The 23,554-nt window shown below is 69.6% G+C and carries 17 protein-coding genes and 1 pseudogene; 8 read left to right on the top strand and 10 right to left on the bottom strand.

Annotation, left to right across the window (positions count from 1 at the left end; translation table 11 throughout):
* Positions 1-32: 32 nt before the first annotated feature.
* From FNH24_RS27315 to FNH24_RS27305, 3 genes are all read right to left on the bottom strand, one after another.
* Positions 33-1,865, bottom strand: a complete 1,833-nt coding sequence (locus FNH24_RS27315) for an ABC transporter substrate-binding protein (protein ID WP_152365388.1) — start codon at positions 1,863-1,865, stop codon at positions 33-35.
* A 190-nt stretch (positions 1,866-2,055) separates the two neighbouring features.
* Positions 2,056-3,555 (bottom strand): glycosyltransferase family 39 protein, encoded by a 1,500-nt coding sequence (locus FNH24_RS27310; RefSeq protein WP_152365387.1) that lies wholly within the window; start codon positions 3,553-3,555, stop codon positions 2,056-2,058.
* A gap of 62 nt (positions 3,556-3,617) precedes the next feature.
* On the bottom strand, positions 3,618-4,232 hold the full coding sequence (locus tag FNH24_RS27305) for a TetR/AcrR family transcriptional regulator (RefSeq protein WP_152365386.1): 615 nt from the start codon (positions 4,230-4,232) through the stop codon (positions 3,618-3,620).
* A 71-nt stretch (positions 4,233-4,303) separates the two neighbouring features.
* Between FNH24_RS27305 and FNH24_RS27300 the strand changes: the two genes are divergently transcribed.
* The gene (locus FNH24_RS27300) at positions 4,304-4,768 is read left to right on the top strand and encodes a hypothetical protein (RefSeq protein ID WP_217428567.1); all 465 of its coding nucleotides are present in this window, start codon (positions 4,304-4,306) and stop codon (positions 4,766-4,768) included.
* A 58-nt stretch (positions 4,769-4,826) separates the two neighbouring features.
* Entirely contained in the window at positions 4,827-5,675 is an 849-nt protein-coding gene (locus tag FNH24_RS32045; RefSeq protein ID WP_217428566.1) for a phosphotransferase family protein, read from the top strand.
* A 377-nt stretch (positions 5,676-6,052) separates the two neighbouring features.
* Here the strand turns inward: FNH24_RS32045 and FNH24_RS27290 are convergent, their stop codons facing one another.
* Positions 6,053-6,799, bottom strand: coding sequence for a hypothetical protein (locus tag FNH24_RS27290; RefSeq protein ID WP_152365385.1), 747 nt, complete (start codon positions 6,797-6,799; stop codon positions 6,053-6,055).
* A 188-nt stretch (positions 6,800-6,987) separates the two neighbouring features.
* Here FNH24_RS27290 and FNH24_RS32525 point away from each other — a divergent pair.
* From FNH24_RS32525 to FNH24_RS27275, 4 genes and pseudogenes are all read left to right on the top strand, one after another.
* Positions 6,988-7,293, top strand: a pseudogene (locus tag FNH24_RS32525) (precorrin-2 dehydrogenase/sirohydrochlorin ferrochelatase family protein); the annotation flags it as partial.
* Entirely contained in the window at positions 7,273-8,046 is a 774-nt protein-coding gene (cobA, locus tag FNH24_RS27285) for a uroporphyrinogen-III C-methyltransferase (RefSeq protein WP_246187133.1), read from the top strand. The pseudogene FNH24_RS32525 and the gene cobA, both read left to right, overlap by 21 nt.
* A 278-nt stretch (positions 8,047-8,324) precedes the next feature.
* On the top strand, positions 8,325-8,660 hold the full coding sequence (locus FNH24_RS27280; protein ID WP_152365383.1) for a PadR family transcriptional regulator: 336 nt from the start codon (positions 8,325-8,327) through the stop codon (positions 8,658-8,660).
* 1 nt (position 8,661) lies between these two features.
* On the top strand, positions 8,662-9,627 hold the full coding sequence (locus FNH24_RS27275) for a permease prefix domain 1-containing protein (protein WP_152365382.1): 966 nt from the start codon (positions 8,662-8,664) through the stop codon (positions 9,625-9,627).
* A gap of 11 nt (positions 9,628-9,638) precedes the next feature.
* On the opposite strand, the gene FNH24_RS27270 is transcribed toward FNH24_RS27275, so the two are convergent.
* Positions 9,639-10,580 (bottom strand): phosphotransferase family protein, encoded by a 942-nt coding sequence (locus FNH24_RS27270; RefSeq protein WP_152365381.1) that lies wholly within the window; start codon positions 10,578-10,580, stop codon positions 9,639-9,641.
* Positions 10,581-10,739: 159 nt separating this feature from the next.
* Between FNH24_RS27270 and FNH24_RS27265 the strand changes: the two genes are divergently transcribed.
* A complete protein-coding gene (locus tag FNH24_RS27265; RefSeq protein WP_152365380.1) occupies positions 10,740-11,006 on the top strand; it encodes a hypothetical protein in 267 nt (88 codons plus the stop codon).
* A gap of 1,018 nt (positions 11,007-12,024) precedes the next feature.
* Here the strand turns inward: FNH24_RS27265 and FNH24_RS27260 are convergent.
* The 3 genes from FNH24_RS27260 to FNH24_RS27250 form a co-directional block, all read right to left on the bottom strand.
* Positions 12,025-12,699 carry a potassium channel family protein gene (locus tag FNH24_RS27260; RefSeq protein WP_246187093.1) on the bottom strand — a complete coding sequence of 225 codons (675 nt, stop codon included), beginning with the start codon at positions 12,697-12,699 and terminating at the stop codon, positions 12,025-12,027.
* Between the two features lie 135 nt (positions 12,700-12,834).
* Positions 12,835-13,257, bottom strand: a complete 423-nt coding sequence (locus FNH24_RS27255; protein WP_152365379.1) for an MmcQ/YjbR family DNA-binding protein — start codon at positions 13,255-13,257, stop codon at positions 12,835-12,837.
* Entirely contained in the window at positions 13,257-18,785 is a 5,529-nt protein-coding gene (locus FNH24_RS27250) for an ATP-binding protein (RefSeq protein WP_152365378.1), read from the bottom strand. Before FNH24_RS27250 ends, FNH24_RS27255 begins: the two co-directional genes overlap by 1 nt.
* A gap of 172 nt (positions 18,786-18,957) precedes the next feature.
* Between FNH24_RS27250 and FNH24_RS27245 the strand changes: the two genes are divergently transcribed.
* On the top strand, positions 18,958-19,482 hold the full coding sequence (locus FNH24_RS27245; RefSeq protein ID WP_152365377.1) for a cobalamin biosynthesis protein: 525 nt from the start codon (positions 18,958-18,960) through the stop codon (positions 19,480-19,482).
* Between the two features lie 71 nt (positions 19,483-19,553).
* Here the strand turns inward: FNH24_RS27245 and FNH24_RS27240 are convergent, their stop codons facing one another.
* Positions 19,554-21,434 (bottom strand): ABC transporter ATP-binding protein, encoded by a 1,881-nt coding sequence (locus FNH24_RS27240; protein ID WP_152365376.1) that lies wholly within the window; start codon positions 21,432-21,434, stop codon positions 19,554-19,556.
* Positions 21,431-23,269, bottom strand: coding sequence for an ABC transporter ATP-binding protein (locus tag FNH24_RS27235; protein ID WP_152365375.1), 1,839 nt, complete (start codon positions 23,267-23,269; stop codon positions 21,431-21,433). Before FNH24_RS27235 ends, FNH24_RS27240 begins: the two co-directional genes overlap by 4 nt.
* Positions 23,270-23,554 lie beyond the last annotated feature (285 nt).

Here is a 23,554-nt window from a genome sequence, read left to right as displayed (position 1 = left end):
CACGGACCCGTTGAAGTCGATCATCACCCCTGTCACTCGCGGTCTTCGGCGGTGCGCCGGTTCCGGAGCACCAACAGGACGGCACCGCCGGCGATCACCACCAGCACCGCGATGCCGACGCCGATCGCCCAGCCGGGCAGGCCGCCCGAGGCTCCGTTCGACCCCGCGGAGCCGTCGCCGTTGGCGCCGACCGGCTGCACGCTGTAGAGGCCCCAGTAGCTGTTCTGGCCGGTGATCGGGCCCTGGCCCTCCGGCTGCCGGACGAAGCCGTCGAACTTGTCGCTGCGGTAGGCCTCCAGGCTGTCGGCGTACCAGAGCACCATGTTGACCGCGGACTCGTGGATCAGGCTGAACGCCTGCTTGACCAGCTCGCCTCGCTTGGCCGGGTCCTGCTCGGTGTGCTGCGCCTTGTAGAGCTTGTCGAACTCCGGGTCGCACCAGTTGTTCTCGCTGGTCGCGCCGGAGCCGTCGGCGGCCGGCCGGGAGCTGCACTGGTTGATCGACAGCTGAAAGTCCGGATCAGGTCCGATGCCCCAGCCGGTGAAGTAGAGGTCGTACTTGCCCAGCGTCGAGTCGTCGTTCACCTGCTGCGGCGTCACCATCGAGACGGTGATCTCGATCCCGATGTCCTTCAGCCAGGATTTGAGGAAGTCGGCGATCAGCTGGTGCGACGGCTCGGTGTTGCGGCCCATCAGCCGCAGCTTCAACGGCTTGCCCTGCTTGTCCAGCCGGATCCCGTCCGGACCCTTCTGATAGCCCGAGTCGTCGAGCAGCTTGTTGGCCGCGGCCGGGTCGAACGGGAACGCCTCGACGCCCGGCGCGAAGCCGTAGTAGTTCGGGTAGACGGTCGGGATCTCGGTCTGGCCGAGCTTGCCCAGACCCTGGATCACCTTGTCCAGCAGCTCCTGCCGGTTGACCGCCATCATGATCGCCTTGCGCAGGTTGACGTCCTGCAGCGCCGGATTGCCGTCACCCAACGGCTTGCCCTCGTTGTCGATCGCGCCTGGGTTGATCGCGATCGAGGAGTAGCGGCGGCCGGCGCCGGTGACGGTGCTGATCCCCGCCTGCCCGTCCAACGACTTGAACTGGGCCGCTGTCATGCCGCTGATCACGTCCACCTCGCCGGTCTTCAGGGCCTGCACGGCCGCGTCACCGTTCTTGTAGTAGACCCAGGTGATGCCGCCGGTCTTGGCCTGGCCGCGCCAGAAGTTCGGATTGGCGACCATCTCGACGGTCTGGCTCTGCGCGTAGGCCTTGATCAGGTACGGCCCGGAGCCGACCGTGTCGGTGTCGTTCTCGTACGTCGCCGCGTCCTGCTTCTCCCAGACGTGCTTGGGCACGATCGGCAGCTCACCGCCCGGGTTCGCCGCCTGCGGGGCGGCCAGCACGATCTCCAGGGTCTGCGGATCCTTCGCGGTGACCGAGGCGACGTTTTCCACCAGGCCGCCGTTGGCCTGCTGCAGCTTCTCGTTGCTCTTGATCGCGTTGAACGTCCAGGCCGCGTCCTCCGCCGTCAGCGGCGTGTTGTCGGACCACTTCCGGTCCTCGGGGATGTGGAAGGTCCAGGTCTTGCCGTCGGGCGAGGTCTCCCACTTGTCGGAGAGGCCGGCCACCGGCTCGTTGTTCTTGCCCCAGGTGACCAGGCTCTCGTACTGGAAGCGCAGGATCGCCGTGCTCGTGGCCAGGATGGCCAGGAACGGGTTGAGCGTGTCGATGTCGCTGGTGATCGCCACCTTGATCGCCGGAGCCGTGGTCGGCTCGTCGGCGACGGCCCGCTGCACCCCCGGTCCGGAGAGCGAGATCGGCAGCAGGATCGCGAGCGCGGCCAGCAGCGCGATCGCGAGCCGTTTCGGCTTGGCATTCATGTCCGGCCCCTTTTAAGAACGTCGAAGAACTCAGCACAAACTATGTCGTCCGGCGCGGTCCGGCAGCAGGTTCTACCGATCCGGGGTGAAGATTTACACACGCGTGACAGTTCAGGGAAGACTCCAACCCTCAACCGGGCTCGACCCACCGTCGGCCGAGGTCAGATTAACCAGGTCGGCGGGCCGGGTGTCAGCCGAGTCGGCGTACTTCCGGCCACAGCTCGGGCCAGGGCCGCAGCATCCCGGTGCAGAGCCGGAACGGGGCGCCGTCCTCCTCGTTGTCCACGCCGGGCGGCGAGGCGAACTCCTCGACCGGCTCACAGCGGGAGAACCAGCGGTCGAGCTCGGCCTGGTCGAACTCGCCGATCACGACGGCGGTCCGGACCGCGGCCGGCGGCGGCCCCCAGGCCCCGAACGCGTTGTGCCCGGAATAGATCGGCGGCAGCGCTCCGGCCGGGCCGGCCGGCGTCGACAGGTCGAGCCGCCGGGCCCGGGCCAGCGATCCGGCCTCGCCGTAGTTGCTGGCCAGCACGATCGCGTCGGCCCGGTCGGCGGCCGGGATCCGGGCGGCGACCCGGACGGCCGTCTCGGTGAAGTCGTCCCAGCCGACGGTCTCGGCCGAGTCGGGATTGACCGCGGCCGCGATCTCGAAGACGGTCGAGCCGACCGGGGCCACCGGCAGCGAGAAGGCCGCCGTGGGCACGCTGACGACGACCAGCAGCGCGATCGCCACGATCCGACGCCAGACCACCCGGAGCAGCCAGCCGGAGACGGCGATCACGCCCAGCGCGAGCGCGACCGGAAACAGCCCGGCCTGGTAGTACGGCTTGCCGCCGGTGATCACGATGATGATCAACAACAGCAGGTACGCGAGCGCGACCCAGCGGTGATCACGCAATCGGGGGACGACGAACGTGGCGACCAGCCCGGCGATCGCCAAGACCGACAAAAGCGGTCCGATCAACAGCAGGTGCATCGGGATGATCATGATCCGGTCGGCCGAGGACGCCGAGCCGCCGGCCGCGATGTTGGCCGCGATCTCCCGCATCGGGAAGCCGTGGACCGCCTGCCAGATCAGGTTCGGCGCCGCGAGCAGCAGCGCGATCCCGGCGGCGATCCAGGGTCCGGGCCGGGCCAGTGGCGCGCGCGGGCCGAGCAGGAGCAACCCGGCCAGGCAGCAGGCCAGCACCAGCGCCGGCAACACCTTGACCTCCAGCGCGATCCCGGTGATCACGCCGAGCCAGAGCCAGCCGGGCAGCCGGTCCGGCGTGCGTAGGGCCCGGATCAGCAGCATGATCACCGCCGAGGTGAGCAGCAGGTCGAAGGTGGAGATCGAGAACAGGTGCCCGATCGCCATCGGAAAGGAGCTGAGCGCCGTGACCAGCGCGGTGATGGTCTGCTGCCGGTCGGTGCCGCCCAGTTGCCGGGCGGTCGCGGCGGCGATCAGGATCGTCCCGGCGCCGGCCAGCGCGGGCAGGATCCGGAACGCGATCAGGTTGCCGCCCACCAGGTCGTGCCAGGCCGTGGCCAGCAGCGGGATCAGGATCGGGTTGTCCGGCTGCGCCCAGTCCGGGTGCCGGCCGCCCTCGATGAAGTAGAACTCGTCGCGATGGAAGCCGTACCTCGACGCCAGCACCATCAGCACGACGAACAGCAGGCCGGCGACGATCCAGGGACCTCGGGGTCGCATCGCACTCCCACGGGCTCGGAAGCTGGGTCGGGAGCAGTCAGCTCGCCCCGACGGCCCGGAGCTCAGTCCGTGCTGGTGCCGATCCTATGGTTCAGCTGCGTCTCCAGGTGCAGCTTCAGCACCTGCCGCGCCCGCCGGGAGCTGAGCCGGTCGGGGAAGTGCACCCCGTTGTACGCCAGGCCGTCGATCAGACTGGCGATCGTCTCCACCCTGATCGCCGGCTGGTCCACGCCGGCCCGGTCGACGATCCGCTTGATCATCGTCCGGGTGCCCTCGAACAGCCGCTCGGCCGCCGGCCGCAGCGCCGGCACCGTGCGGGACCGCTCCGCCAGGGTCAGCCAGACCGTCGTCTCGGCCCGACGCCGTTCGTCCAGCGGCAGCAGTTCCTCGAGCATGTCCAGCGCGACCCGATAGCGCCCCGCGGTGTCGCCGGGCGGCGGCAGCCGATCCACGTGCGCCAGCAGCCGGGCGCTGATCCGGTCCACCAACTCGTCCACGGCCGCGGTGAGCAGGTCGTCGTAGTCGTCGAAGTAGTGCCGGACCGAGCCGATGTTGAGCTCGGCCTCGGTCGCGACATTGCGCAGCGAGGCGCGCTCGATCCCCTCGTCGCGGATGAGTCGGAAGAAGGCGTCGATCACCAGCCGGCGGCGTTGCTGCGGGTCGACCAGTTTCGGCATCCGCCTATTTTATCTCACTTGTGCTAATCTGTTTATATCTCGACTGTGATAAATCCTGGAAGGAACCTCTGGTGCGTGAGTTGCTGATCCCGGTGGCGATCATCGGTCTGGTGATCTACACCATCGTCCGCCGCTTCCGCGGGGAGCCCCTGGTGGCGAAGGACCTCGTGGCGACGCCGTTGATCATGATCGGCATCGGCGCGTACAGCCTGACCAAGGTCACCGGCTGGACCGGGATCGACCTGGCCTGGCTGGCTCTGGGCATCGTCGTCGGCCTGGTCTTCGGCGCCATCCGCGGCGGCACCAGCGGCCTCTTCGTCCGGGACGGGGTGCTGCATCAGCGCTACACCTGGCCGACGCTCACGGTCTGGATCCTCGGCACCGCGGTCAGCTTCGGTCTCGGGTACGCCGGCGGCCAACTCGGCGTCCACCCGGAGACCCGCTCCTATCCGTTCTCGATCGGCATCGGCCTGCTCGGCGAAATGATCACCTGCGGCCTTCGCGCCCTGCGGATCGGACATGCTCCCGTACCGTGAGCCTGTCGGAGGGAACGAAACGCGAACGTCCCCCTCGGCGGCGACTAAGGTCGGATCCATGCCCGCCGACTCCCCGGACTCCGTCGACCCCACGGCCGTGCTGCGCCGGCTCGGCCTGGCGGAGCCGACGGCGGTCGAGCCGGTCACCGGCGGCGCGGATGCGCTGCTCTGGCGGGCCACCGTCGATGATCAGGCGTACGCCCTGAGGGTGCTCCGCGACGGTCGCCGGGAGCAGGCCGAGCAGGAGGTGGCGATCTTCCGCGCGCTGGCCGGCACCGCCATCCCGGTGCCCGAGGTGCTGGCCACGGCGGTCGACGCCGACCGGCCCGCCTACCTGATGGACTGGGTGGCCGGCCGGCCGCTGGCCGAGGCGCTGCTCGATCCCGCCACCGACGAGAACGTACGCGATCGGCTGATGATCGACTTCGGCCGGCTGCAGCGGATGATCAACGAGCTGACCGGCCCGGACCTGCCCGACCGCGGGCCCGACTGGATCGAGCGGCGCAGCACCGGCGACGCGGTCGACCAGCGGCTCCGAGCCTTGAAGGTCGGCGAGCCGCGGCTGCTGCACCTGGACTACCACCCGCTCAACGTCCTGGTCCGCGACGACAAGATCGTCGCCGTGCTCGACTGGGCCAACGCGACGCTCGGCGACCCGCGCTACGACCGGGCCCGGACCGAGTCGATCCTGGCCCTGTCCCCCGATCCCGACGGCACCCTGGCCCCACTGCTCGACCGGGCGATCGCGGCCTGGCGCACCGGCTACGACGCCGCCGACGACCTCGACCCCGACTTCCGCCGCTGGGCCGGCGCCGCCATGCTGATCGACCTCGCCCCACGCGTCGGCAACCCCGCCGTCCCCTGGCTCACCGAATCCCACGTCGCCCGGATCCGCGCCTACCCCTGAACCCCCGCCCCTCCTCGCCCGTCTGGGTGACGCCGCCGTGGACGGGAGGGACGTTTCTCCGCCCAGGTAGAGAAACGCACCAACCCCGGCCGAACTCACGACTGCGCAGGGCCAGACCGCCGACCGGGACGGACGTTTCTCCACACAGGTAGAGAAATCAGCCCCAACTCCATCCAATCCCGCCCATTTCTCGCCACAGGTAGAGAACCGCACCAAGCCGGGCCGAACCACGCCTGCGCGGAGCCAGCCAGCCGACCGCGACGGACGTTTCTCCACACAGGTAGAGAAGTGGGCACGATTCCGGCCCGATCCCGCCCATTTCTCGCCACAGGTAGAGAAACGCACCAACCCGGGCCAGATCCGGCCGGGCGCGGGGGTCAGCGGGTGGCGTGGGTGAAGGTTTCGCCGGCGGCCAGGCGTTCGATCAGGTCGGTGATCGCGGCGCGGCCGCCGCGGGCGCGGGCCCAGCGGTCGACGGCGCAGGCGGCGCGGGCGTATACGCGGTCGTCGGCGGCGCCGGCTTTGAGCCAGGCGTCCAGGGTCTCCGGGAGCGGGCCGGCCGGCTCGACCCGGCACCGGTCCCCCGCGCCCTCGGGCCGGAGGTAGCGCGGATCATTGGAGACCACGACGGCCAGGCCCTCGTTGAACCACTGCGGCACCCCTGCGCCACGCAGCCGTTGCCGGAGCTCGACATGGGACAGCTCGTGGGAGGCGATCACCTCGGTGACGCCGCGCGGCGCGAGCATCAGGGCCCGGTTCAGCACCGCGACGCCGGCCTCGCCGCCGCCGCCGATCCGCCGGTAGCAGTTCGTGGTGGTGCAGACCAGGATCCGCGGGGCGGTCGTGGCCGGGCCGTAGAACGCCGAGATCCGTTGCCGGGCCGCCGTCAGCACCCGCACCACGCGCTCGCGTTCGGCGGGCGGCAGGTCACGCTCGACGTAGATGTCGGAGGTCAACGGCTGCATCCCGTAACACTCCGGGCAGGTCACGGCCGACACGGCGGGCCAGCGGACCGTCACCAGCAGGACGCCCGCGAACGCCAGCGTGAGGATCCCGACCAGCACGATCCGCAGCACCCGCGACGGCCCGCGTCGGCGCCGTCCGGAGCCCGCGTCGTCGTCCACGGCAGAACTCTACGGCCACGCCCGCGCCGCGCCGCCGTCGCCGGCTCCCGCGATGGTCGCAAGCCGCTGCCGCGACTGATACCGGCCGGCGCGACCACCGCAGCGGTCGCGGCGGCCGACAAGGGTCGCGTCGACCCCGAGCAGGCCGGCAACGCGCAGCACCGGGGCTCGCCCGGTACGGTCGGAGCGTGCATGAGCTCGAGTTGGCCGGCTGTTCAGTGCTGGTGGTGGGCGGCGGGCCGACCGCGTTGACCGTGGTGGCCGAGCTGCAGCGGGCGTCGGCCGAGATCACCGTGGCGGCCGAGCAGGTGGTCGCCAGCCTGGAGGATCTGGCCGACCGCGAGCTGCTCGCCTGGCACCGCGGACCGGTGACCGACAGTGCGATCGGCGCGGCGGCGCTGGTCGTCGCGGCGAACGATGATCATGAACTCGATCGGCAGTTGGCCGAGCGCTGCCGCCGATTGGGCCGGCCGATGCACCGCTCGAGCCGGCCGGACCACGGCGACGCCGGGCCGACCCGGACCGGTGAGGTGATCTTGATCGGCGGCGGGCCCGGCGACCCGGACCTGCTCACGGTCGGCGGGCTGGCGGCGCTGCGCCGCGCCGACGTGATCTTGACCGACCGACTGGCCCCGTTGGCCAGCCTGGCCGAGGCCCGGCCGGACGCCGAGGTGATCGATGTCGGGAAGGTGCCGGGCGGCCGGACAACCCGGCAGGAGACCATTGATCAACTTCTGGTCGACCGAGCCCGGGCCGGCCAACTGGTGGTGCGGCTGAAGGGTGGCGACGGCTTCATCTTCGGCCGCGGCGGCGAGGAGTGGGAGGCCTGTTTGGCGGCCGGGGTGCCGATCCGGGTCATTCCCGGTGTCAGCGCCTCGACCGGCGTGCCCGGGCTGGCCGGGGTGCCGCTGACCCACCGGGATCTGGTCCAGGGCTACACCGTCGTGTCCGGCCACGTGCCACCCGGCCACCCGAGCAGCACCCTCGACTGGGCCGCGCTGGCCCGCGGCGGCACCACCTTGGTGATCATGATGGGGGTGGCCACCCTGCCGGCGATCACCGCCGAGTTGATCAAGCAGGGGATGCCGGCCGGGTTGCCCGCGGCCACGATCGCCGACGGCGGCCTGCCGAGCATGCGGGTGGTCCGTGGTGATCTTGCCGGCATCGCCGAGCGGGCGGTGACTGCGGGGATCAGGCCGCCGGCGATCACCGTGATCGGTGCCGTGGCCGGGCTCGAATTCGCCTGATCGGCATTCGCTGAGGAAGGCCGTCGCAACCGGCCGAGATATTGAAGGTGGTTGCCGGAGAGAACGCTCGGGGGTTCGTGCCCTCCGGCAACCGAGCAGGACAGTACTACAACTTCAGGGCTGCTGGCGACTCGTGTCGCCCCGGCCGGACGAATCGTGTCGCCGGCTCTTTCCATGATCGTCGCGATCGCCGTTTGACGAGCCACGATCCCCTAATCGTCCGTAGACCTATGATGCGCCATTGACGATAGTGTGTGACACACAGTATTGTGTTCGACATGACAACGGGCGACGTGTTGGCGATGCATCTCCAGGAGCTGCGGCGGGGGACGGTCGTCCTCGCCTGCCTGCAGCTGTTGCGCGATCCGGGCTACGGCTACGGATTGCTGGAAGAGCTCGTCGAGCGCGGCTTCACGGTCGACGCGAACACCCTCTATCCCCTGCTCCGTCGCCTGGAGAAGCAGGGCTACCTGGCCAGCGAGTGGAACACCGACGAGGCCCGGCCGCGCAAGTTCTATCGCACCAGCCCGGACGGCCGGCAGCTCGCCGCCGAACTGACCGCCGACTGGCACTCCCTCAGCACCGCCATCCAATCTCTGCCGAAGGACAACTGACATGACGAACTACACCGACCGCTATCTGCTGGCCGCCACCCGCTCCGTGCCCGAGTCCGGCCGGGCCGAGCTGGAGGCCGAGCTGCGGGCCTCGATCGAGGATGCGATCGAGGCGCGTACGGCGAACGGTGAACCGCCCGAGGCCGCCGAACGGGCCGTGCTGACCGGGCTCGGCGATCCCGAACGGCTGGCCGCCGGCTACGTCGACCGCCCGCTGCACCTGATCGGCCCCGAGTACTACCTCGACTGGTGGCGGCTGTTGAAGCTGTTGCTCCTGATCGTGCTGCCGATCGCGGCGGCCGGCATCGCGCTCGGCCGGGTGCTCAGCGGCGCGAATGTCGGTGAGGTGATCGCCTCCATCGTCACGTCGATCCTGACCGTCGGCGTCCACCTCGGGTTCTGGACCACGCTCGTCTTCGTGATCGTGGAACGCACCGGGACCCGGCGATCACGCGACGGCTGGTCGCTGGACGCGTTGCCGGAACCCCGGCCCAAGGGGCTCGGTCTCGCCGACGTGGTCGCCTCGTTGATCTTCGCGGTGGTGATGATCGCGGCGGTCTGCTGGGACCGCTTCGCCGGCTTCGTGCAACAGGGCGGCGTTGGCCTCCCGGTGCTGGAGCCCACCCGATGGCCGCTCTGGCTGGGCATCCTGCTGGTCCTGACCGTCGCCGGCCTGGCGCTGGGGATCGTGCTCTACCGGCGGGGCCGGTGGACGCCGGCGCTGGCCGCGGTCAACGCCCTGCTGGCCGTCGTGGCCGGTGTCGTCGGGGTGGTGCTGCTCACCACCGGCAGCCTGCTCAACCCGGCCTTCTTCCAGGCGGTGGCGCCGGACCGGGCCGCGTCGGCGCAGCAGACCACGACCACCATCGGCGTGGTGATCATGATCGTGATCGCCGTCTGGAGCGCGGCCGACGGAGTGATCAAGACCGTACGCCAGGATCGTGATCGCACCGCTGTTGATCACTGATCCGGCCGGGATCAGCGCAGGGCCGACCAGGGCGAGGGTGGGTCGGTCAGGAAGAACCGCAACAGATCCAGCAGGCGACTGGCCGGCGGCGCACTCCAGTGGGGTGCGCCGGCGGCCGGTTCGCTGCCGAGCCGGTTGATCGCCCAACTCAGGTGCTGCCACAGGATCCGTGACGCCCAGGCCCGGGCAATTTCCGGATCGCCGACGCCGAGGGCGGCGAGATAGCCGTCGAGGGCGTACGGGACGGCACGCAGCGGCAACTTGGCGAAGTCGGTCGCCGGATCGGCCCAGGCCGCGTCGCCCCAGTCGATGATCGCGGTCAGCGCGGCCGTCGCCGGGTCGGCCAGCAGATTGGTCGGCGACAGGTCGCCGTGGATCAGCGTCCGTTGATGATCATCGGGCCGGATCGCGGCGAGGCGGTCGAACCAGGTGATCAACCAGTCGACGTCGGCGGCGTTCAGCTGCCCGGCGGCGGCCAGGGCGGGGATCCCGTCCCGCGGATCCTCCCGGCTGTCCACCCGGATCTCGGACCGGCCGGAGAGTGGTGATCCGGCGGGGTGCGGGGCTCCTCGGTGCAGCCCGGCCAGCTCCGCGCCGACCTCCCGATAGAGCCGACCCCAGTGATCATCGGTCGGCCGTTCGGGCACCTCGGGCCGGCCGCCCGGAGCGCGTTCCAGCACCAGGTAGGGCGTCGCGGTGACGGTCCCGCTGTCGTCGAACTCGATCATGGCCGGCGTCCGTACCCCCAGCTCCCGTACCGCCGGAATGATCATGGCCTCCTTGACCAGATCGGCGACGAAGGCCGGCCGGTCCCGGGCGATCCGCAGCACCAGCCGGTCACCGAGGAAGTAGACGTGGTTCGCCTCGCCGCCCGACTGGACCGCGGTCACGGCGGCCGGGGCGACGCCGTGCCGCTCCGCGATCTCGGCCAACGCCGGCGCTGCAGGTGACATGGCGTGCCACGCTACCCGAGGCCCCGCAGGCGGCTCGATGACACGTAACCCGGTCGGCAGGCGGTTCCCCAGGTCGGAAGTGGGTACGGGGCTAATCTCATCGTGGTCAAGGCGGATCGGCCCAGCACGGCGATCCGGCGTGAGAGAGAGGAATCTGCGGTGTCTGAATCCAAGAAGAACGGCGGCATGCCGGGCTGGCTGGTCCTCGGGGTCATCGTGGCCCTGGCGGCCGCGGTGGTCGGCTTCGCCACCCGGAACGCGAAGGGCAACAAGCGCTACAGCCAGCTCGTCGGCGCGATCGACGACCTGATCCAGGAGGGCCGGGCCAAGGCCGAGGACGCGGTCGACGTGCTCACCGAGACCGGCGACGACCTGGCCAAGGACCTGAAGCGCGGCATGAAGAAGGCCAAGCACCGCCTCGGCTGACCCTTCCCCCCGACTTGTCAGAACTGAGTAGCCCCCTGGCACACCTCAGTTCTGACAAGTCGGCTCGGGGTGGGGTTTCAGGGGTAGGTGAGTGCGATCTTGTGGGCGGAGCCGTGGTCGGCGGCGCCGCGGCCATGGTGCTGGACGGGCTCTTCAGCCCGCAGAACCTCAACCCGACCGTCACCCGCTGGCTGGCCCAGCCTGCAGGACCACCGAGCAGACCGGCGTCCGCGGTCACGTCGGCGCCAATCACCGGATGCTGTCGACCTACCTCAACGCGGTGCTGGGTCCTGAGCGCGGGCCCAGCTGCAAGGCATCCGCGGTCGGCCGATGCCGGTGACATCCTGATCGTCTTCGAGGGCACGCCGCCGCCTCGAGCCTTCATGATCATGGTGCCGGCCCCACTCGGTCGCCCGACGTCCGTCCGAGGTCCCTCGGCACGAATCCCGATCCGCCGATCCCGGGGCGTTTCTCTACCTGTGTCGACTTCCGCTCCTCGAACCGGCCAGGATCCCGATCGCTTCTCCACCAGAGTCGACTCCCGTATCCCGACCCGGCCGGCCCCCGGTAAGTGCTCATTTCTCTACCTGTGTCGACTTCCGCACACAGATCCCGGCTAGTACCCGGTCGTTTCTCTACCTGTGTCGACTTCCGCACCCAGCTCCGGCCCGTGCCCGGTCGTTTCTCGACCACGGTCGACTTCCGCACCCCGTACCAGTCCGTGCCCGGACGTTTCTCCACCACGGTCGACTTCCGCACCCGAACCAGCCCAGCACCCGGACTTTCTCGACCTGTGTCGACTTCCGCCCTCGAACCGGCCAGGAACCCGATGCTTCTCCACCAGAGTCGACTCCCGGCTCCTGACCCGGCTGGTCCCCGGTAAGTGCTCATTTCTCTACCGGTGTCGACTTCCGCACGCAGATCCAGCCCCGTGCCCGGTCATTTCTCGACCACGGTCGACTCCCACACACCGCCGCGACCCACGCTCCGGGGCCACGGTCAAGATCAGGAACCGGGATCAGGTGTCGCCGCGGGTGCGGAGGGTGGTCAGGGCGACCAGGCGGGAGACCACGAGGGCGACGTAGCCGAGGCCGGCGAGTTGCTCAAGCATGACGACGGAGCGGGCCTGGGCGGTGATCGGGATGATGTCGGACAGGCCGGTGCTGGACAGGGTGGTGAAGCTGAGGAAGAGCAGCTCGGTCCAGGTGCGTGGGTCGGCCGAGTTCACTGCCGCGATGAAGCAGCCGGGCTGCAGGATCTGCAGCAGCAGGAACAGGTACGCGAAGCCCCAGGCAACCAGCGTGAACGTCGCCCCCACCGCGAACAGTTCGTCGGTGGTCACCTTGCGGTCGCGCAGCATGTAGCCGAGCAGGGTCGCGGTCGCCCAGAAGTAGAAGATCGCGTGCAGCACCGCCGACACGGCCTGCACCGCGACGTTGTGCCAGAAGATGTCGACGATCGCCAGCCCAGCCGCGGCACCGGCCAGCGACACGACGAACCAGGTCGGGCCGGGCAGCTCGCGTACCGACAGCACGGCCAGCAGCAGCACCAACAGACCGAACGTCTCGAACGCCAGCCGTCCGGGCGTCGAGTCGTCCATGTACGGATAGATCAGCACGCCGATCAGTTGGACCGCGAGCAGCACCGCGGACGGGTGCCGACGGATCTGATCGACAGCCACGCGTAGGTTCACCCGGCTGAGGTTAGTGGGGCCGGGCGCCAAGGACCCGGCAAGAAGCCTCCAGCCAACCGATGAATCGGGGGCGAATCCGCCAGGTACCAAGTCACGAGACGTTTCGATCAGACCGGTCCGCACGACCGAGTCGGATCACCGCAGCTCGTGGTGCCGGAGCCAGGCAGCGGCTCTGCGGGCCGATGCACAACTCAGCCAGGCCTCCTGGATCAACTCGGTCAACTCGGCCCGGCTGAGCTCGCCGAGCCGGCTGGCTCGGATCAGCACCGACATCCCGCGATCGAAATGCGGAGTGGTGAAGTACGGTTGAGATCCGTCCTGCAGCAGAGCTGCCTTGTCGCCCTCCGACGGCACCCGGAAGACGATCACGTCCCGGAGCCGTTCGCCGGTCGCCGGGTCGAAGGCATCGACCTTGGGCAAACCGAGAATGATGAACGACTTCTGGCCGACCCAGTAGATCTCCTGCCCGCGACCACCCTGGCCTCGGACCGCATGCGGCATTCCCGAGGCGATCGCGTGCAGATCCTCGAGGGTCGCCTTTCGCTGCGCGGACGACATCAGTTCCCGCGCAGCCCTCGTTCGATCGCGATGATCAACTGGGGTCGGAGTTCCTCGGGGGCGATCACCGCGTCGACCGAGCCGACTTCGACGGCGCGGCGGCTGCTGTGCACCCGGTCGAACTCGTCGGCGACCTCGCTGATCTTCTCCGTTCGCACGGCCGACCGGACCTCGGCCAGCTCGGCGGCCAGGGTGGCGCGATCCACCGGGGTCAGGGAGGCGCCACTCTCCTGATCACTCTGCGCGGCGGCGATCTTGGACTCCAGCTCGACCACCCGGGGATCGGCCGCGGTGCGGGCGTTCACGTCGCCGGCGAACACGACCGCGGCGGCCGGGGCACCGCCGATCACCGAGGCGTACGCGCCCTCGACGGCGAGCACGGTCATCGACGGGTTGAGCTGCTTGGAGAAGACGACGAAGGCGCCGCCGTGATAGCGGGAGACGACGCAGAACACGATCGGGCCGCGGAAGTTGACGATCGCCCGGCCGATCTCCGCGCCGTACTCCAGCTGCAGGTTGCGCATCGAGTCCGGCGAGCCGTCGAAGCCGGACAGGTTGGCCAGCACCACCAGCGGCCGGTTGCCACTGGCCGTGTTGATCGCCCGCGCCGCTTTCTTCGATGATCTTGGGAACAGCGTGCCGGCGGTCCAGGTGTCCGGGCCGTCGGTGGGCGGGAATCCCTGCCGGGGCACGGGTTTCGACTCGATGCCGAGCAGGCAGACTCCGAAGCCGCCGAGTCGCGCGTCGTGCACCACGGCCATCTCGGCGTCGGCCATCCCGGCCCAGCGTTCCAGCGCCGGGTGATCGGCATCGGCCACGGCCCGCATCAGGGTCCTGATGTTGAAGGCCTTCTTCCGGTCCGGGTTGGTTTCGGCCGAGAAGATCTCCCCCACAGTACGGAAGCCGCCGTCCGCCGGGTCGTGCGGGAAGACCGTCACGTCCCGATCATGGGGATCGGTGGTCTCGGCCCGTCGCGGGGTCCGCTCCCCCGGCACCACGTAGCTGTGGTCGTAGTGCGCCATCAGGATGTCGCGGGCGCCGGCCAGATCAGGGGCCCAGTACTGCGCCTGCCCGTTCGGCCCCATCACCCGGTCGTAGCCGCCGATACCGAAGTTGTCCTCGGCCGAGACGCCGCCGGAGACGTCCAGGGTCTGCTTGCCGGTCAGCACCATCGCGCTGTCCGGGGTCATGATCAAGAGCCCCTTGGTGTGCATCAGCATGGTCGCCTCGGCGTTCCAGTACGGCTGCGCGCCGACGTTGATCCCGGCCACCACGATGTTGATCTCACCCCCGGCCTGGGTGAACTCGACGATCCGCTTCAGCGCCTTGGCCACCCAGTCCATGTTCTCCGTGCCGGAGGCCATCGAGATCCGCGCACCGGACGAGATGGCGAACCACTCCACCGGCACCTTTTGCTTCTCGGCCAGGTCGAGCGCGGCGATCACCCGGGCGCATTCCGGCTCGGCCAGCGCCCCGAGCGACTTCGTCGGATCACCCAGCAGCACCACCCGGTTGATCCCCTTCGGGTGCCGCTTGGTCGGCGTGCTGACCACGCCGGTGATCATGCCCGCGGTGTTCTGGCCACGCGGCCGCTTCACCGGCGCCAGGGTGCCGTTGGGCCGAAGATCATGTTCGACGAAGGAGCCGCCGGTGCCGGCGATCATGCCGGCCAGCTCGTACGGGTAGACGGTGCCCCGGCGGCGGGCCCGGACGACCTTCTGCGCATAGTCGTCCAGCGGTTTCAGCTGCTCGGTCGGCGGCCGCTCAACGACGGTCTGCACGCCGGCGCCGGGCTGCTTGTAGAACCGACCGACCACCGGCAACGGGACGCCGTGCGAGCCGGTGACCCGGCCCTGGATCATCACCTCTTCGATCCCGGCGCCGACGGTGAGCGGGGTGATGTTGCGCTCCAGCGCGGTCAGCTCGGCCACCTCGGCGTCGATCGCCGGCCAGACGGTCACCCAGACGTGATTCATGTCCAGTTTGGCCCCGGCAGCGCCGCGTTCGGTGCGGGCCCGGCGGATCCCTTCCAGGCAGTTGGTGATCGCCCGCTCGACGTGCGGCAGCGAGGTGATCATGCCCTCGTCGTCCCGGACCACCGCGAACTGGCGGACCTGGGCCAGCGCGACCAGCCGCTCGTCGGCCGCATTTTCCTTGGCCACACAGTGATACAGCAGTACGTCCTCGGGCGCGTCCAGCCGGGTGATCATGAAATCGCGGAGCCGCCACAGGTTGAGCCGGCGGCCGACCATCGGGTGCACCCCGCGCACGTTGTCGTCCTCGACGACGGTCCGCCGCTGCGGCCGGTAGGTGAAGTAGAACACCGGCCGGCCCTCGCCCGGCGCGATCGCCACCGCGATCCGGCGGCACCGCTTGCGGATCGGGAGCGCGGCGACAAGATCACGCAGCCGGTCCGACGCCTCCTGCACGTCGGTCGGCGCCTCGGGCCAGTGCAGGTAGAGATCGACCACCGGCTCATGACCGGCCGGCTTGGCGGCGACGGCGGAACGAAGATCACGGACCAGGGTGCTGCGCAGGTCGGCCAGCTCGGCGACGGTGCCGATCGTGCTGACCAGATAGGTCTTTCGCTGGTCCAGCTCGTAGCGGGCGGTGGTGTAGGGACGCCGATGGTGCCGGGAGTTCCGTACCTCGTGCAGTCCGTACTCCAGATAGTGCCGACGGATCAGCACCTCCAGCATCGGCTCGGTCGTCGGCACGACGCCCTGCTCCAGCCGCTCGGCCAGGAATCTGATCAACTGCTCGGGGATCGTGGCCAACGCGGCGACCCGTTCGGCATAGCCGGGCGCATCGGGGTGCTCGGCCAGGTCGGCCAGCTCGCTGCGGACGCTGGCCAGCACCTCGGCCCGGGCCTCGTCGACCAGCGGCGCGTCGAACCAGCGGAACCGCACCGACCGCGCCAGATCGCCGATCGCCGGGAAGCGGAGCTGGGTGGACAGCACCAGATGATCAAGGACGGCGTGCGCCTCCTCCCGGCGCTCCGGCTCCGGCCGCGGCTCGGCCAGCCAGCGCTGCAACAGCGAGGTGACCAGCTGCAGGTCGGGCGCGGTGCGCTGCTGGGCCAGGAAGATCCGGAACACGGCGTCGACCAACGGCTCGCTGCGATCCAGGTCGGTGATCCCGTAGTGACCGAGCACCCGGGACAGCCGCTCGACGAACGAGTCCGGCAGCGCGCCACGGGTGACGTCCAGCGTCTTCAGGTAGGTGTGGAAGTGCTCCCGCGGTGAGTGCACCCGCAGCTCGGTGTCCAACTCCTCGGCGGCCGGCCGGTTGCGGCTCAGGTCGGCGAAATCGGCGAACAGCCGGAGCAACCCGGTGTCCTCCGCCAGCGGCGGCGCCGGCAACTCGGCCCGGGCGGTGAGGTAGCCGGCCAGCGCCCGGCCCTCGTCCCGCGGATCAAGATCGAATCCGAGCAGCACGCTGCGCAGCTCGTCGTAGCCGCGGGCCAGCCGCTCGGGGGCGGTCGGCCGCGCCACCGGCTCCGGCAGTTCAAGATCAACACCGGCGACCGTGTCGACGACCGCGCCGGCGTCGCCGGCCAGCGGCTCCAGCCGGACCAGCGGCGCCCCGGTCTCGACCTGGGCCCCGGCAGCGACCGCGAGCTGGCGCACGATCGCCCGGAACGGCGCGTGCACCACGGTCTCCATCTTCATGCTCTCCAGCACCAGCACCGGAGCGCCCGCCTCGACCTCGGCGCCGACCGACACCGGCGTGGCCACCACCAGCGCCGGCACCGGGGCCCGCAGCACGCCACCCTCGTCCCGGCTGACCCGGTGCGTCACCCCGTTGACCTCGACGAAGTGCACCGGGCCGTGGGTCGCCGTGATCAACCGGAACCGCCGGCCGGCCAGGACCAGCCGCGCTTCGTAGCCGTCGTAGCGCTCCAGCTCGGCCTCGACCGTGTGCAGTTCGTCGCCGGACTCGATGGCGACCCGGTAGCGCTCGGCTCCGGTCCGGGCCACCACCAGCCGGTACGCGGCGCCGCGCAGCTTCACGTCGATCGCCCGACCGACCTCGTGCTGCACCTGCGGCCGGCCGCCGAACGCGGTCTCCAGCAGTCGCTGCCGTTCGACCTCCTCGGCCTCCTGGTAGGCCTCGATCGCCGCCGCGACCAACGCCACGCCGGAATGCCGGTGGGTGATCAACCGGCCTTCGTCGCGGACCCGATCGATCCAGCCGGTGTCGGCGCTGCCGTCGATCACGTCGGCCTGGTCGAGCAGCTCCAGGATGAAGCTCTTGTTGGTGGTCCCGCCCTCCAGCACCACCGTGGTGTCGCCGACCGCCCGGCGGAGCCGGCCGAGCGCCTCGTCCCGGGTGCGGCCGTACGCGATGATCTTGGCGATCATGGAATCGAAGTCGGCCGGGATCGTGTCACCCTCGCCGATGCCCGTGTCGACCCGGATGCCCGGCCCGCGGGGCAGATCCAGCCGGGCGATCCGGCCGGGCGACGGGGCGAAGTCGCGGTCCGGGTCCTCGGCGTTCAGCCGGGCCTCGATCGCGTGGCCGAGCTCGGCCGGTGGCTCCTCGGTCAGCCGCTCGCCGGCCGCGACCTGCAGCTGCAGCCGGACCAGGTCGACGAACCGGGTCAGCTCGGTGATCGGGTGCTCGACCTGGAGCCGGGTGTTCACCTCGAGGAAGGCGAACAGCCGCTCGCCCGGGTGATAGAGGAATTCGACGGTGCCGGCGCCGCGATAGCCGACCTTCAGCGCCAGCCGCTCCGCCGACGACTTCAGCTCGGCCACCTGCTCGGCACTGAGCACCGGTGAGGCCGATTCCTCGATGATCTTCTGGTTCCGCCGCTGCACCGAACAGTCCCGGACCCCCAGCGCCCAGGCCGTGCCCTGGCCGTCGGCGATCAGTTGCACCTCGACGTGCCGGGCCCCGGTGACCAGCCGCTCCAGGAAGACGACGCCGCTGCCGAACGCCCGCTCGGCCTCGTCCCGGGTGCGCTGATAGGCCTCCTTCAGCTCGGCGTCGGATTCGATCACCCGGATGCCGCGGCCGCCGCCACCGGCGGTCGCCTTCAGCATCACCGGATAGCCGATCCCGTTGGCCACCGTGATCGCGTCGTCGACCGTGTCGACCGACCCGCGGCTCCACGGCGCCACCGGGACGCCGACCTCCTCGGCGATCAGCTTGGAGCCGATCTTGTCGCCCAGGTGCCGCATCGCCTCCGCACTGGGGCCGATGAACGTGACCCCGATCCGCTGGCACAGCTCGGCGAACGCCGGGTCCTCGGCGACGAAGCCCCAGCCGACCCAGGCGGCATCCGCCTCGGTCTCGGTCAGCGCCTGCTCCAGCCGGGCCAGGTCGAGGTAGGGCCGGTTCGCCGCGGGTCCGAGCGGATAGGCCCGGTCGGCCTCCCGGACGAACATCGCGGTGCGCTCGGCCTCGGTGTAGAGCGCCACCGTCTCGATCTCGCTGCCCCGCTCGGCGTTCAACTCGCGGACCGCGTTGATCAGCCGCATCGCGGCTTCCCCCCGATTGACGATGGCGATGCGCCTGAACACTGAGCGTTGCCTCCTGACCTCGCGATTCGGCCCGGCGAAGCCGACCGAACGGACCAAAGTCTCACATTTCCAGGCTCGGGGCGCTGCCGTCGAGTCAGACCCCACCAACTTTCACCCCTCCGACTTGTGCCTTCCCCACAGTCGGGGCCGAGGTGCGGCAGAATCGACGATCATGTCTGCGTCCATGCGTCTGTCCCGCGCCATCGGGCTCGGCCTCGGCTACGTCGCCGGCCGACTGATCGAACAACCCATCCGAAGCCAGCCGGCGGCCGCGTTCCAGCAGGCCGCGAGCGCCGTCGAGGAGCGAAGTTACGTCGACGACGCCGGCTGGGGCACCGTGCATGTCGGCGCCCTGGTCGGGGCCGTCGCCGCCCTCGGGGTGGTCGCCGAGCGGCTGACCCGGAAGCGCCCCGTGCTGCACGCCCTGGCGACGGCTGTGGCGACCGCGGTCGTCCTGGAGGACACGGACAGCGAGCCGGGATCCCTGTCCACCCGCGGCATGGTCGGCCCACTGGTCTACGGCGCGGCCTTCGGCATCCCCGGCCTGCTCGGCTACCGCGCCGTCCACACCGTCGCCGACCAGCTCGGCACCGGCGACGAGAAGTACGCCAACTTCGGCCGCTCCGCGAGCTCGCTCCGCGACGTAGCCGACTACCTCCCCGACCACCTCACCGAAAAACTCAACGCCCTCAAATAGCCGAAACCCCCGAGTTGTCAGACTCTCACCACGCCCTGGCGTGGTGAGAGTCTGACAAGTCGGGGTTGGGGTTAGGCGAGGGATTCGGTCCAGGCGTTGTGCAGGGCGGCGTAGCGGCCGTCCTTCCGGGTGGTCAGGGCGGCGGGGCTGCCGTCCTCGAGGATCCGGCCGTGCTCCAGCACCAGCACCCGGTCGGCGATCTCGACCGTGCTCAGCCGGTGCGCGATGATCACCGCGGTCCGATCCTTCAAGATCGTCTGCAGCGCCTTCTGCACCAGCCGCTCGCTCGGCACGTCCAGGCTGGACGTCGCCTCGTCCAAGATCAACACCGCCGGGTCGGCCAGGAAGGCCCGGGCGAACGCGACCAGCTGGCGCTGACCGGCGGACAGCCGGGAGCCGCGCTTGGCCACGTCGGTGTCGTAACCCTGCGGCAGTGCGCTGATGAACTCGTCCGCGCCGACCGCCCGCGCCGCCTCGATCACCTCGGCCCGGGTGGCCTCCGGCTTGCCGAAGGCGATGTTGTCGGCGACCGTACCGTCGAACATGAAGTTCTCCTGGGTCACCATCACCACCGAGCGCCGCAGGTCATCGTTGCCGATCTCACGAAGATCAACTCCGTCCAGTGTGACCCGGCCGTCGGTCGGGTCGTAGAACCGCGCCATCAGCTTGGCGATCGTGGTCTTGCCGGCACCGGTGGTGCCGACCAGCGCGACGGTCTGGCCGGCCGGGATGTTCAGCTCCAGGCCCGGCAGCACCGGACGCTCCGGCACGTAGGCGAAGGTCACGTCGTCGAAGTGCAGCTCGCCCTTCGAGTTGCGGACCGACTTGGGGTCGACCGGATCGGGCACGCCCGGCTTCTCCTCCAGCACTCCGGACGCCTTCTCCAGCGCCGACGAGGCCGACTGGAAGGTGTTGTAGAACTGGCTGATCTCCTGCATCGGCTCGAAGAACATCCGCAGGTAGAGCAGGAACGCGGCCAGCACACCGACCGTCATGTCGCCCTGGATCACCCGGTAGCCGCCGTACAGCAGCACCGCGCCGATGGTCAGGTTGCCGATCAGCTTGATCCCCGGCTGGAAGATCGCCACCAGCCGGAACGAGACCAGGTTGGAGTCGCGGTAGCGCTCCGAAAGGTCCTCGAAGATCTGCTGGTTGCGCGGCTCGCGCCGGTACGACCCGACCGCGCGGATCCCGGTCATCGTCTCGATGAAGTGCACGATCACCATCGCCGAGTGCTCCCGCACCTTGCGGTACGTCAGCTGCGACTGACGCGAGAACCACCGCACCAGGAAGATCAGGATCGGGAACCCGACCAGGCAGATCAGGCCGAGATGCAGATCCATCGTCAGCAGCAGAATCGCGACGCCGACCAGGGTGAGCACGGCGGTGACCAGCCCGTCGAAGCCGCCGGCCAGCAGCTCCATGATCGCGTCGATGTCGTTGGTCAGCCGGGAGATCACCCGGCCGGACGTGTAGCGATCATGGAACTTCACGTCGAGCTTCTGGAAGTGCCGGTAGAGCCGCCGCCGGATCGCCAGCAGCACCTCCTGGCCGACCCGGCCGGAATGCCGCAGGAACAGCGACCGGGCGATGCCCTGCAACACCAGCGCGCCGACCATGACGCCGAGCACCTGCAGCAGTTCGGTCGGCATGCCGCCGTTCATCAGCGGCGGCACGCCGTGGTCGATGCCGATCTGGACCAGTCGGGGCATGCTCAGCCGGGCGGCGTTCTCGACCACCACGATCAAGATCAACACCAGGATGAACCTGCGGTACGGCTTGAGCAGGCTGCCGAGCAGGGCCCGGCTGCGGCGCTTCAGGAAGACGCTGCCGCGGGCCTGGATCTCCTCGTTCTCCTCCGCGCCGACGCCGCGCCAGGCCTCGACCGCGAGCTTGGACTTCGCCTCGGTCTCGGCGGTGCGCGCGTCCTCGTTGCTCTTCAGGGCGGTCATCGAACGGCCTCCTCGAGCTCGAGCCGGTCCCGCTCGGCCAACTCCTCCTCCGTGTCGAAGTCCGCGCTGAGCAGCTCGCGGTATTCCGGCACGGTCTTCAGCAGCTGGGCGTGAGTGCCGACGTGGCTGATCGTCCCGTTGCTGAGCAGCGCGACCTTGTCGGCCAGCAGCACGGTCGACGCGCGGTGTGCGACGACGATGCCGGTGACGCCGACCAGGACCCGCTTCAGCGCCTCCTCGACCAGCGCCTCGGTGTGCACGTCCAGCGCCGACAGGGTGTCGTCCAGCACCAGCACGCGGGGCTGGGCCAGCACGGCCCGGGCCAGCGCGAGCCGCTGCCGCTGACCGCCGGACAGGCTCATCCCCTGCTCGCCGATTCGCGTGTTCAGGCCCCACGGCAGGTCGTAGACGAAGTGCGCCTGGGCCACGTCGATGGCCTGGGTGACCTGCGCCTCGGTCGCCTCCGGATTGCCCAGGGTCAGGTTCTCCCGGGCCGACATCGAGAACAGGGTGGGGTCCTCGAAGGCGGTGGCGACGATCGTCCGGACCTGCTCCAGCTTGAGGTCGCGGATGTCGACCCCGTCGATGGTGATCCGGCCGGCGGTGACGTCGTACAGACGCGGCACCAGGGCGGTGAGCGCGGTCTTGCCGGAGCCGGTGGCCCCGACGACGGCCACGGTTTCGCCCGGCTTGATGGTCAGGTTGAGGTCGTGCAGCACGTCGGTGTCGGCGTCGGGGAACCGGAACGCGGCCCCCTCGAACTTCACCTCGCCGCGGACCTGGGCCAGCTTCTTCGGGCCGTCGGTGATCTCGTTCTTCTCGTCGAAGATCTCCGCGATCCGGTCGGCCGCCGTCATCGCCTCCTGGGCCTGGGACAGCAGCAGGCCGAGTGCCGCGATCGGCCAGACCAGCGACAGCAGCATGGTGATGAACGCGACCAGGGTGCCGAGCGTGACCTCGCCGCGGCCCGCGGCCAGGGCACCGAGCCCGAGCACGATGATCACCGTGACGCTCGGCACCACCTCGAGGAAGGTCCGGAACTTGGCCAGCAGTTTGATCCGCTGGTACGAGGTGTCGAACAGCTGGGTCGCCCGGGCGTCGAACTTCTTGAACATGTGCTCGGAGCGGCCGAAGGACTTGATCACCCGCAGGCCGTGGGCGCTCTCCTCGACGGAGGAAGCGACGTCGCCGGTCTCGTCCTGCATCTTGCGGGACAGCCGGGTGAGCTCGCGCTCCTTCTTCAGGCACATCACGGTGATCGGCACGATCGCCGCCAGCACCACCAGGCCGAGCGGCCAGTACATGTTGAGCAGCAGGCCGGTGACCACGGCGATCTGGATGATGTTGATCAAGAGGAAGATCGCGCCGAAGCTGATGAAGCGGCGGATCGTCGACAGGTCGTTCATCATCCGGGACAGCAGCTGACCGGACTGCCAGCGGTCGTGGAAGCTCATCGGCAGCCGCTGCAGTTTCGCGTACAGGTCGGTGCGCACCGCGGTCTCGGTGCCGAGCGTGCCCTTGGACACGACCCAGCGCCGCCCGAAGACGACCAGGGCTTCGATGATGCCGATCGCCAGCGCGGCCACGCCGAGGGTGTAGAGCCCCGGGCGGTCGCTGTGCGCGACCGGGCCGTCGATCACCGCACGGGTGACCAGCGGCACGACGATGCTGGTGGCCACCCCGGCCACCGCGAAGATGATCATGAGAATGAAGCGCCACAGATGCGGCCGGAGATAGGGCCGGAACCGCAGCAGGGATACGACACGACTACGTCGTTCGGTGCCGTCGGGCTGGGACTTGCCGAGGCCGAGCCGTCCGGAACCGATGGGAGCCATCAGCGGCGGGCGATCGAGCGATGTCGGCGGTGCTGCCGGGGCCACCGTGCGGGTGGGCTGTTCCGGCTGGTTGGTGTCGACGGGCGGGCAGGACGATGGGGCCGATAAGTCGGCAGACATGAAAGGGAGTCCTCGAACGGTGAGAGAAGTACGTAGCAGATTACGAACCGTGGTAACTATCCAACCTCATGCAAGGTGCCCTCTCAAAGCAATATTCCCGACCCTTGGGGTATTCATTGCGTACGGTGATAGATCATGGATCAGTGATTGGAGTCACATTGACGG

The organism is Microlunatus speluncae (genome assembly GCF_009299835.1).
Classification (GTDB): Bacteria; Actinomycetota; Actinomycetes; order Propionibacteriales; family Propionibacteriaceae; genus Microlunatus; species Microlunatus speluncae.
The sequence above is the reverse complement of the archived record's forward strand: the minus strand, read 5'-3'. Positions and strand labels throughout refer to the sequence as shown.

Excerpts from the sequence above, each read along its gene's own strand:
- FNH24_RS27315 (WP_152365388.1), bottom strand. The coding sequence starts at position 1,865 with ATGAATGCCAAGCCGAAACGGCTCGCGATCGCGCTGCTGGCCGCGCTC.
- FNH24_RS27310 (WP_152365387.1), bottom strand. The coding sequence starts at position 3,555 with ATGCGACCCCGAGGTCCCTGGATCGTCGCCGGCCTGCTGTTCGTCGTG.
- FNH24_RS27305 (WP_152365386.1), bottom strand. The coding sequence starts at position 4,232 with ATGCCGAAACTGGTCGACCCGCAGCAACGCCGCCGGCTGGTGATCGAC.
- FNH24_RS32045 (WP_217428566.1), top strand. The coding sequence starts at position 4,827 with ATGCCCGCCGACTCCCCGGACTCCGTCGACCCCACGGCCGTGCTGCGC.
- cobA (WP_246187133.1), top strand. The coding sequence starts at position 7,273 with ATGCACCGCTCGAGCCGGCCGGACCACGGCGACGCCGGGCCGACCCGG.
- FNH24_RS27280 (WP_152365383.1), top strand. The coding sequence starts at position 8,325 with ATGACAACGGGCGACGTGTTGGCGATGCATCTCCAGGAGCTGCGGCGG.
- FNH24_RS27275 (WP_152365382.1), top strand. The coding sequence starts at position 8,662 with ATGACGAACTACACCGACCGCTATCTGCTGGCCGCCACCCGCTCCGTG.
- FNH24_RS27270 (WP_152365381.1), bottom strand. The coding sequence starts at position 10,580 with ATGTCACCTGCAGCGCCGGCGTTGGCCGAGATCGCGGAGCGGCACGGC.
- FNH24_RS27255 (WP_152365379.1), bottom strand. The coding sequence starts at position 13,257 with ATGTCGTCCGCGCAGCGAAAGGCGACCCTCGAGGATCTGCACGCGATC.
- FNH24_RS27245 (WP_152365377.1), top strand. The coding sequence starts at position 18,958 with ATGTCTGCGTCCATGCGTCTGTCCCGCGCCATCGGGCTCGGCCTCGGC.
- FNH24_RS27240 (WP_152365376.1), bottom strand. The coding sequence starts at position 21,434 with ATGACCGCCCTGAAGAGCAACGAGGACGCGCGCACCGCCGAGACCGAG.
- FNH24_RS27235 (WP_152365375.1), bottom strand. The coding sequence starts at position 23,269 with ATGGCTCCCATCGGTTCCGGACGGCTCGGCCTCGGCAAGTCCCAGCCC.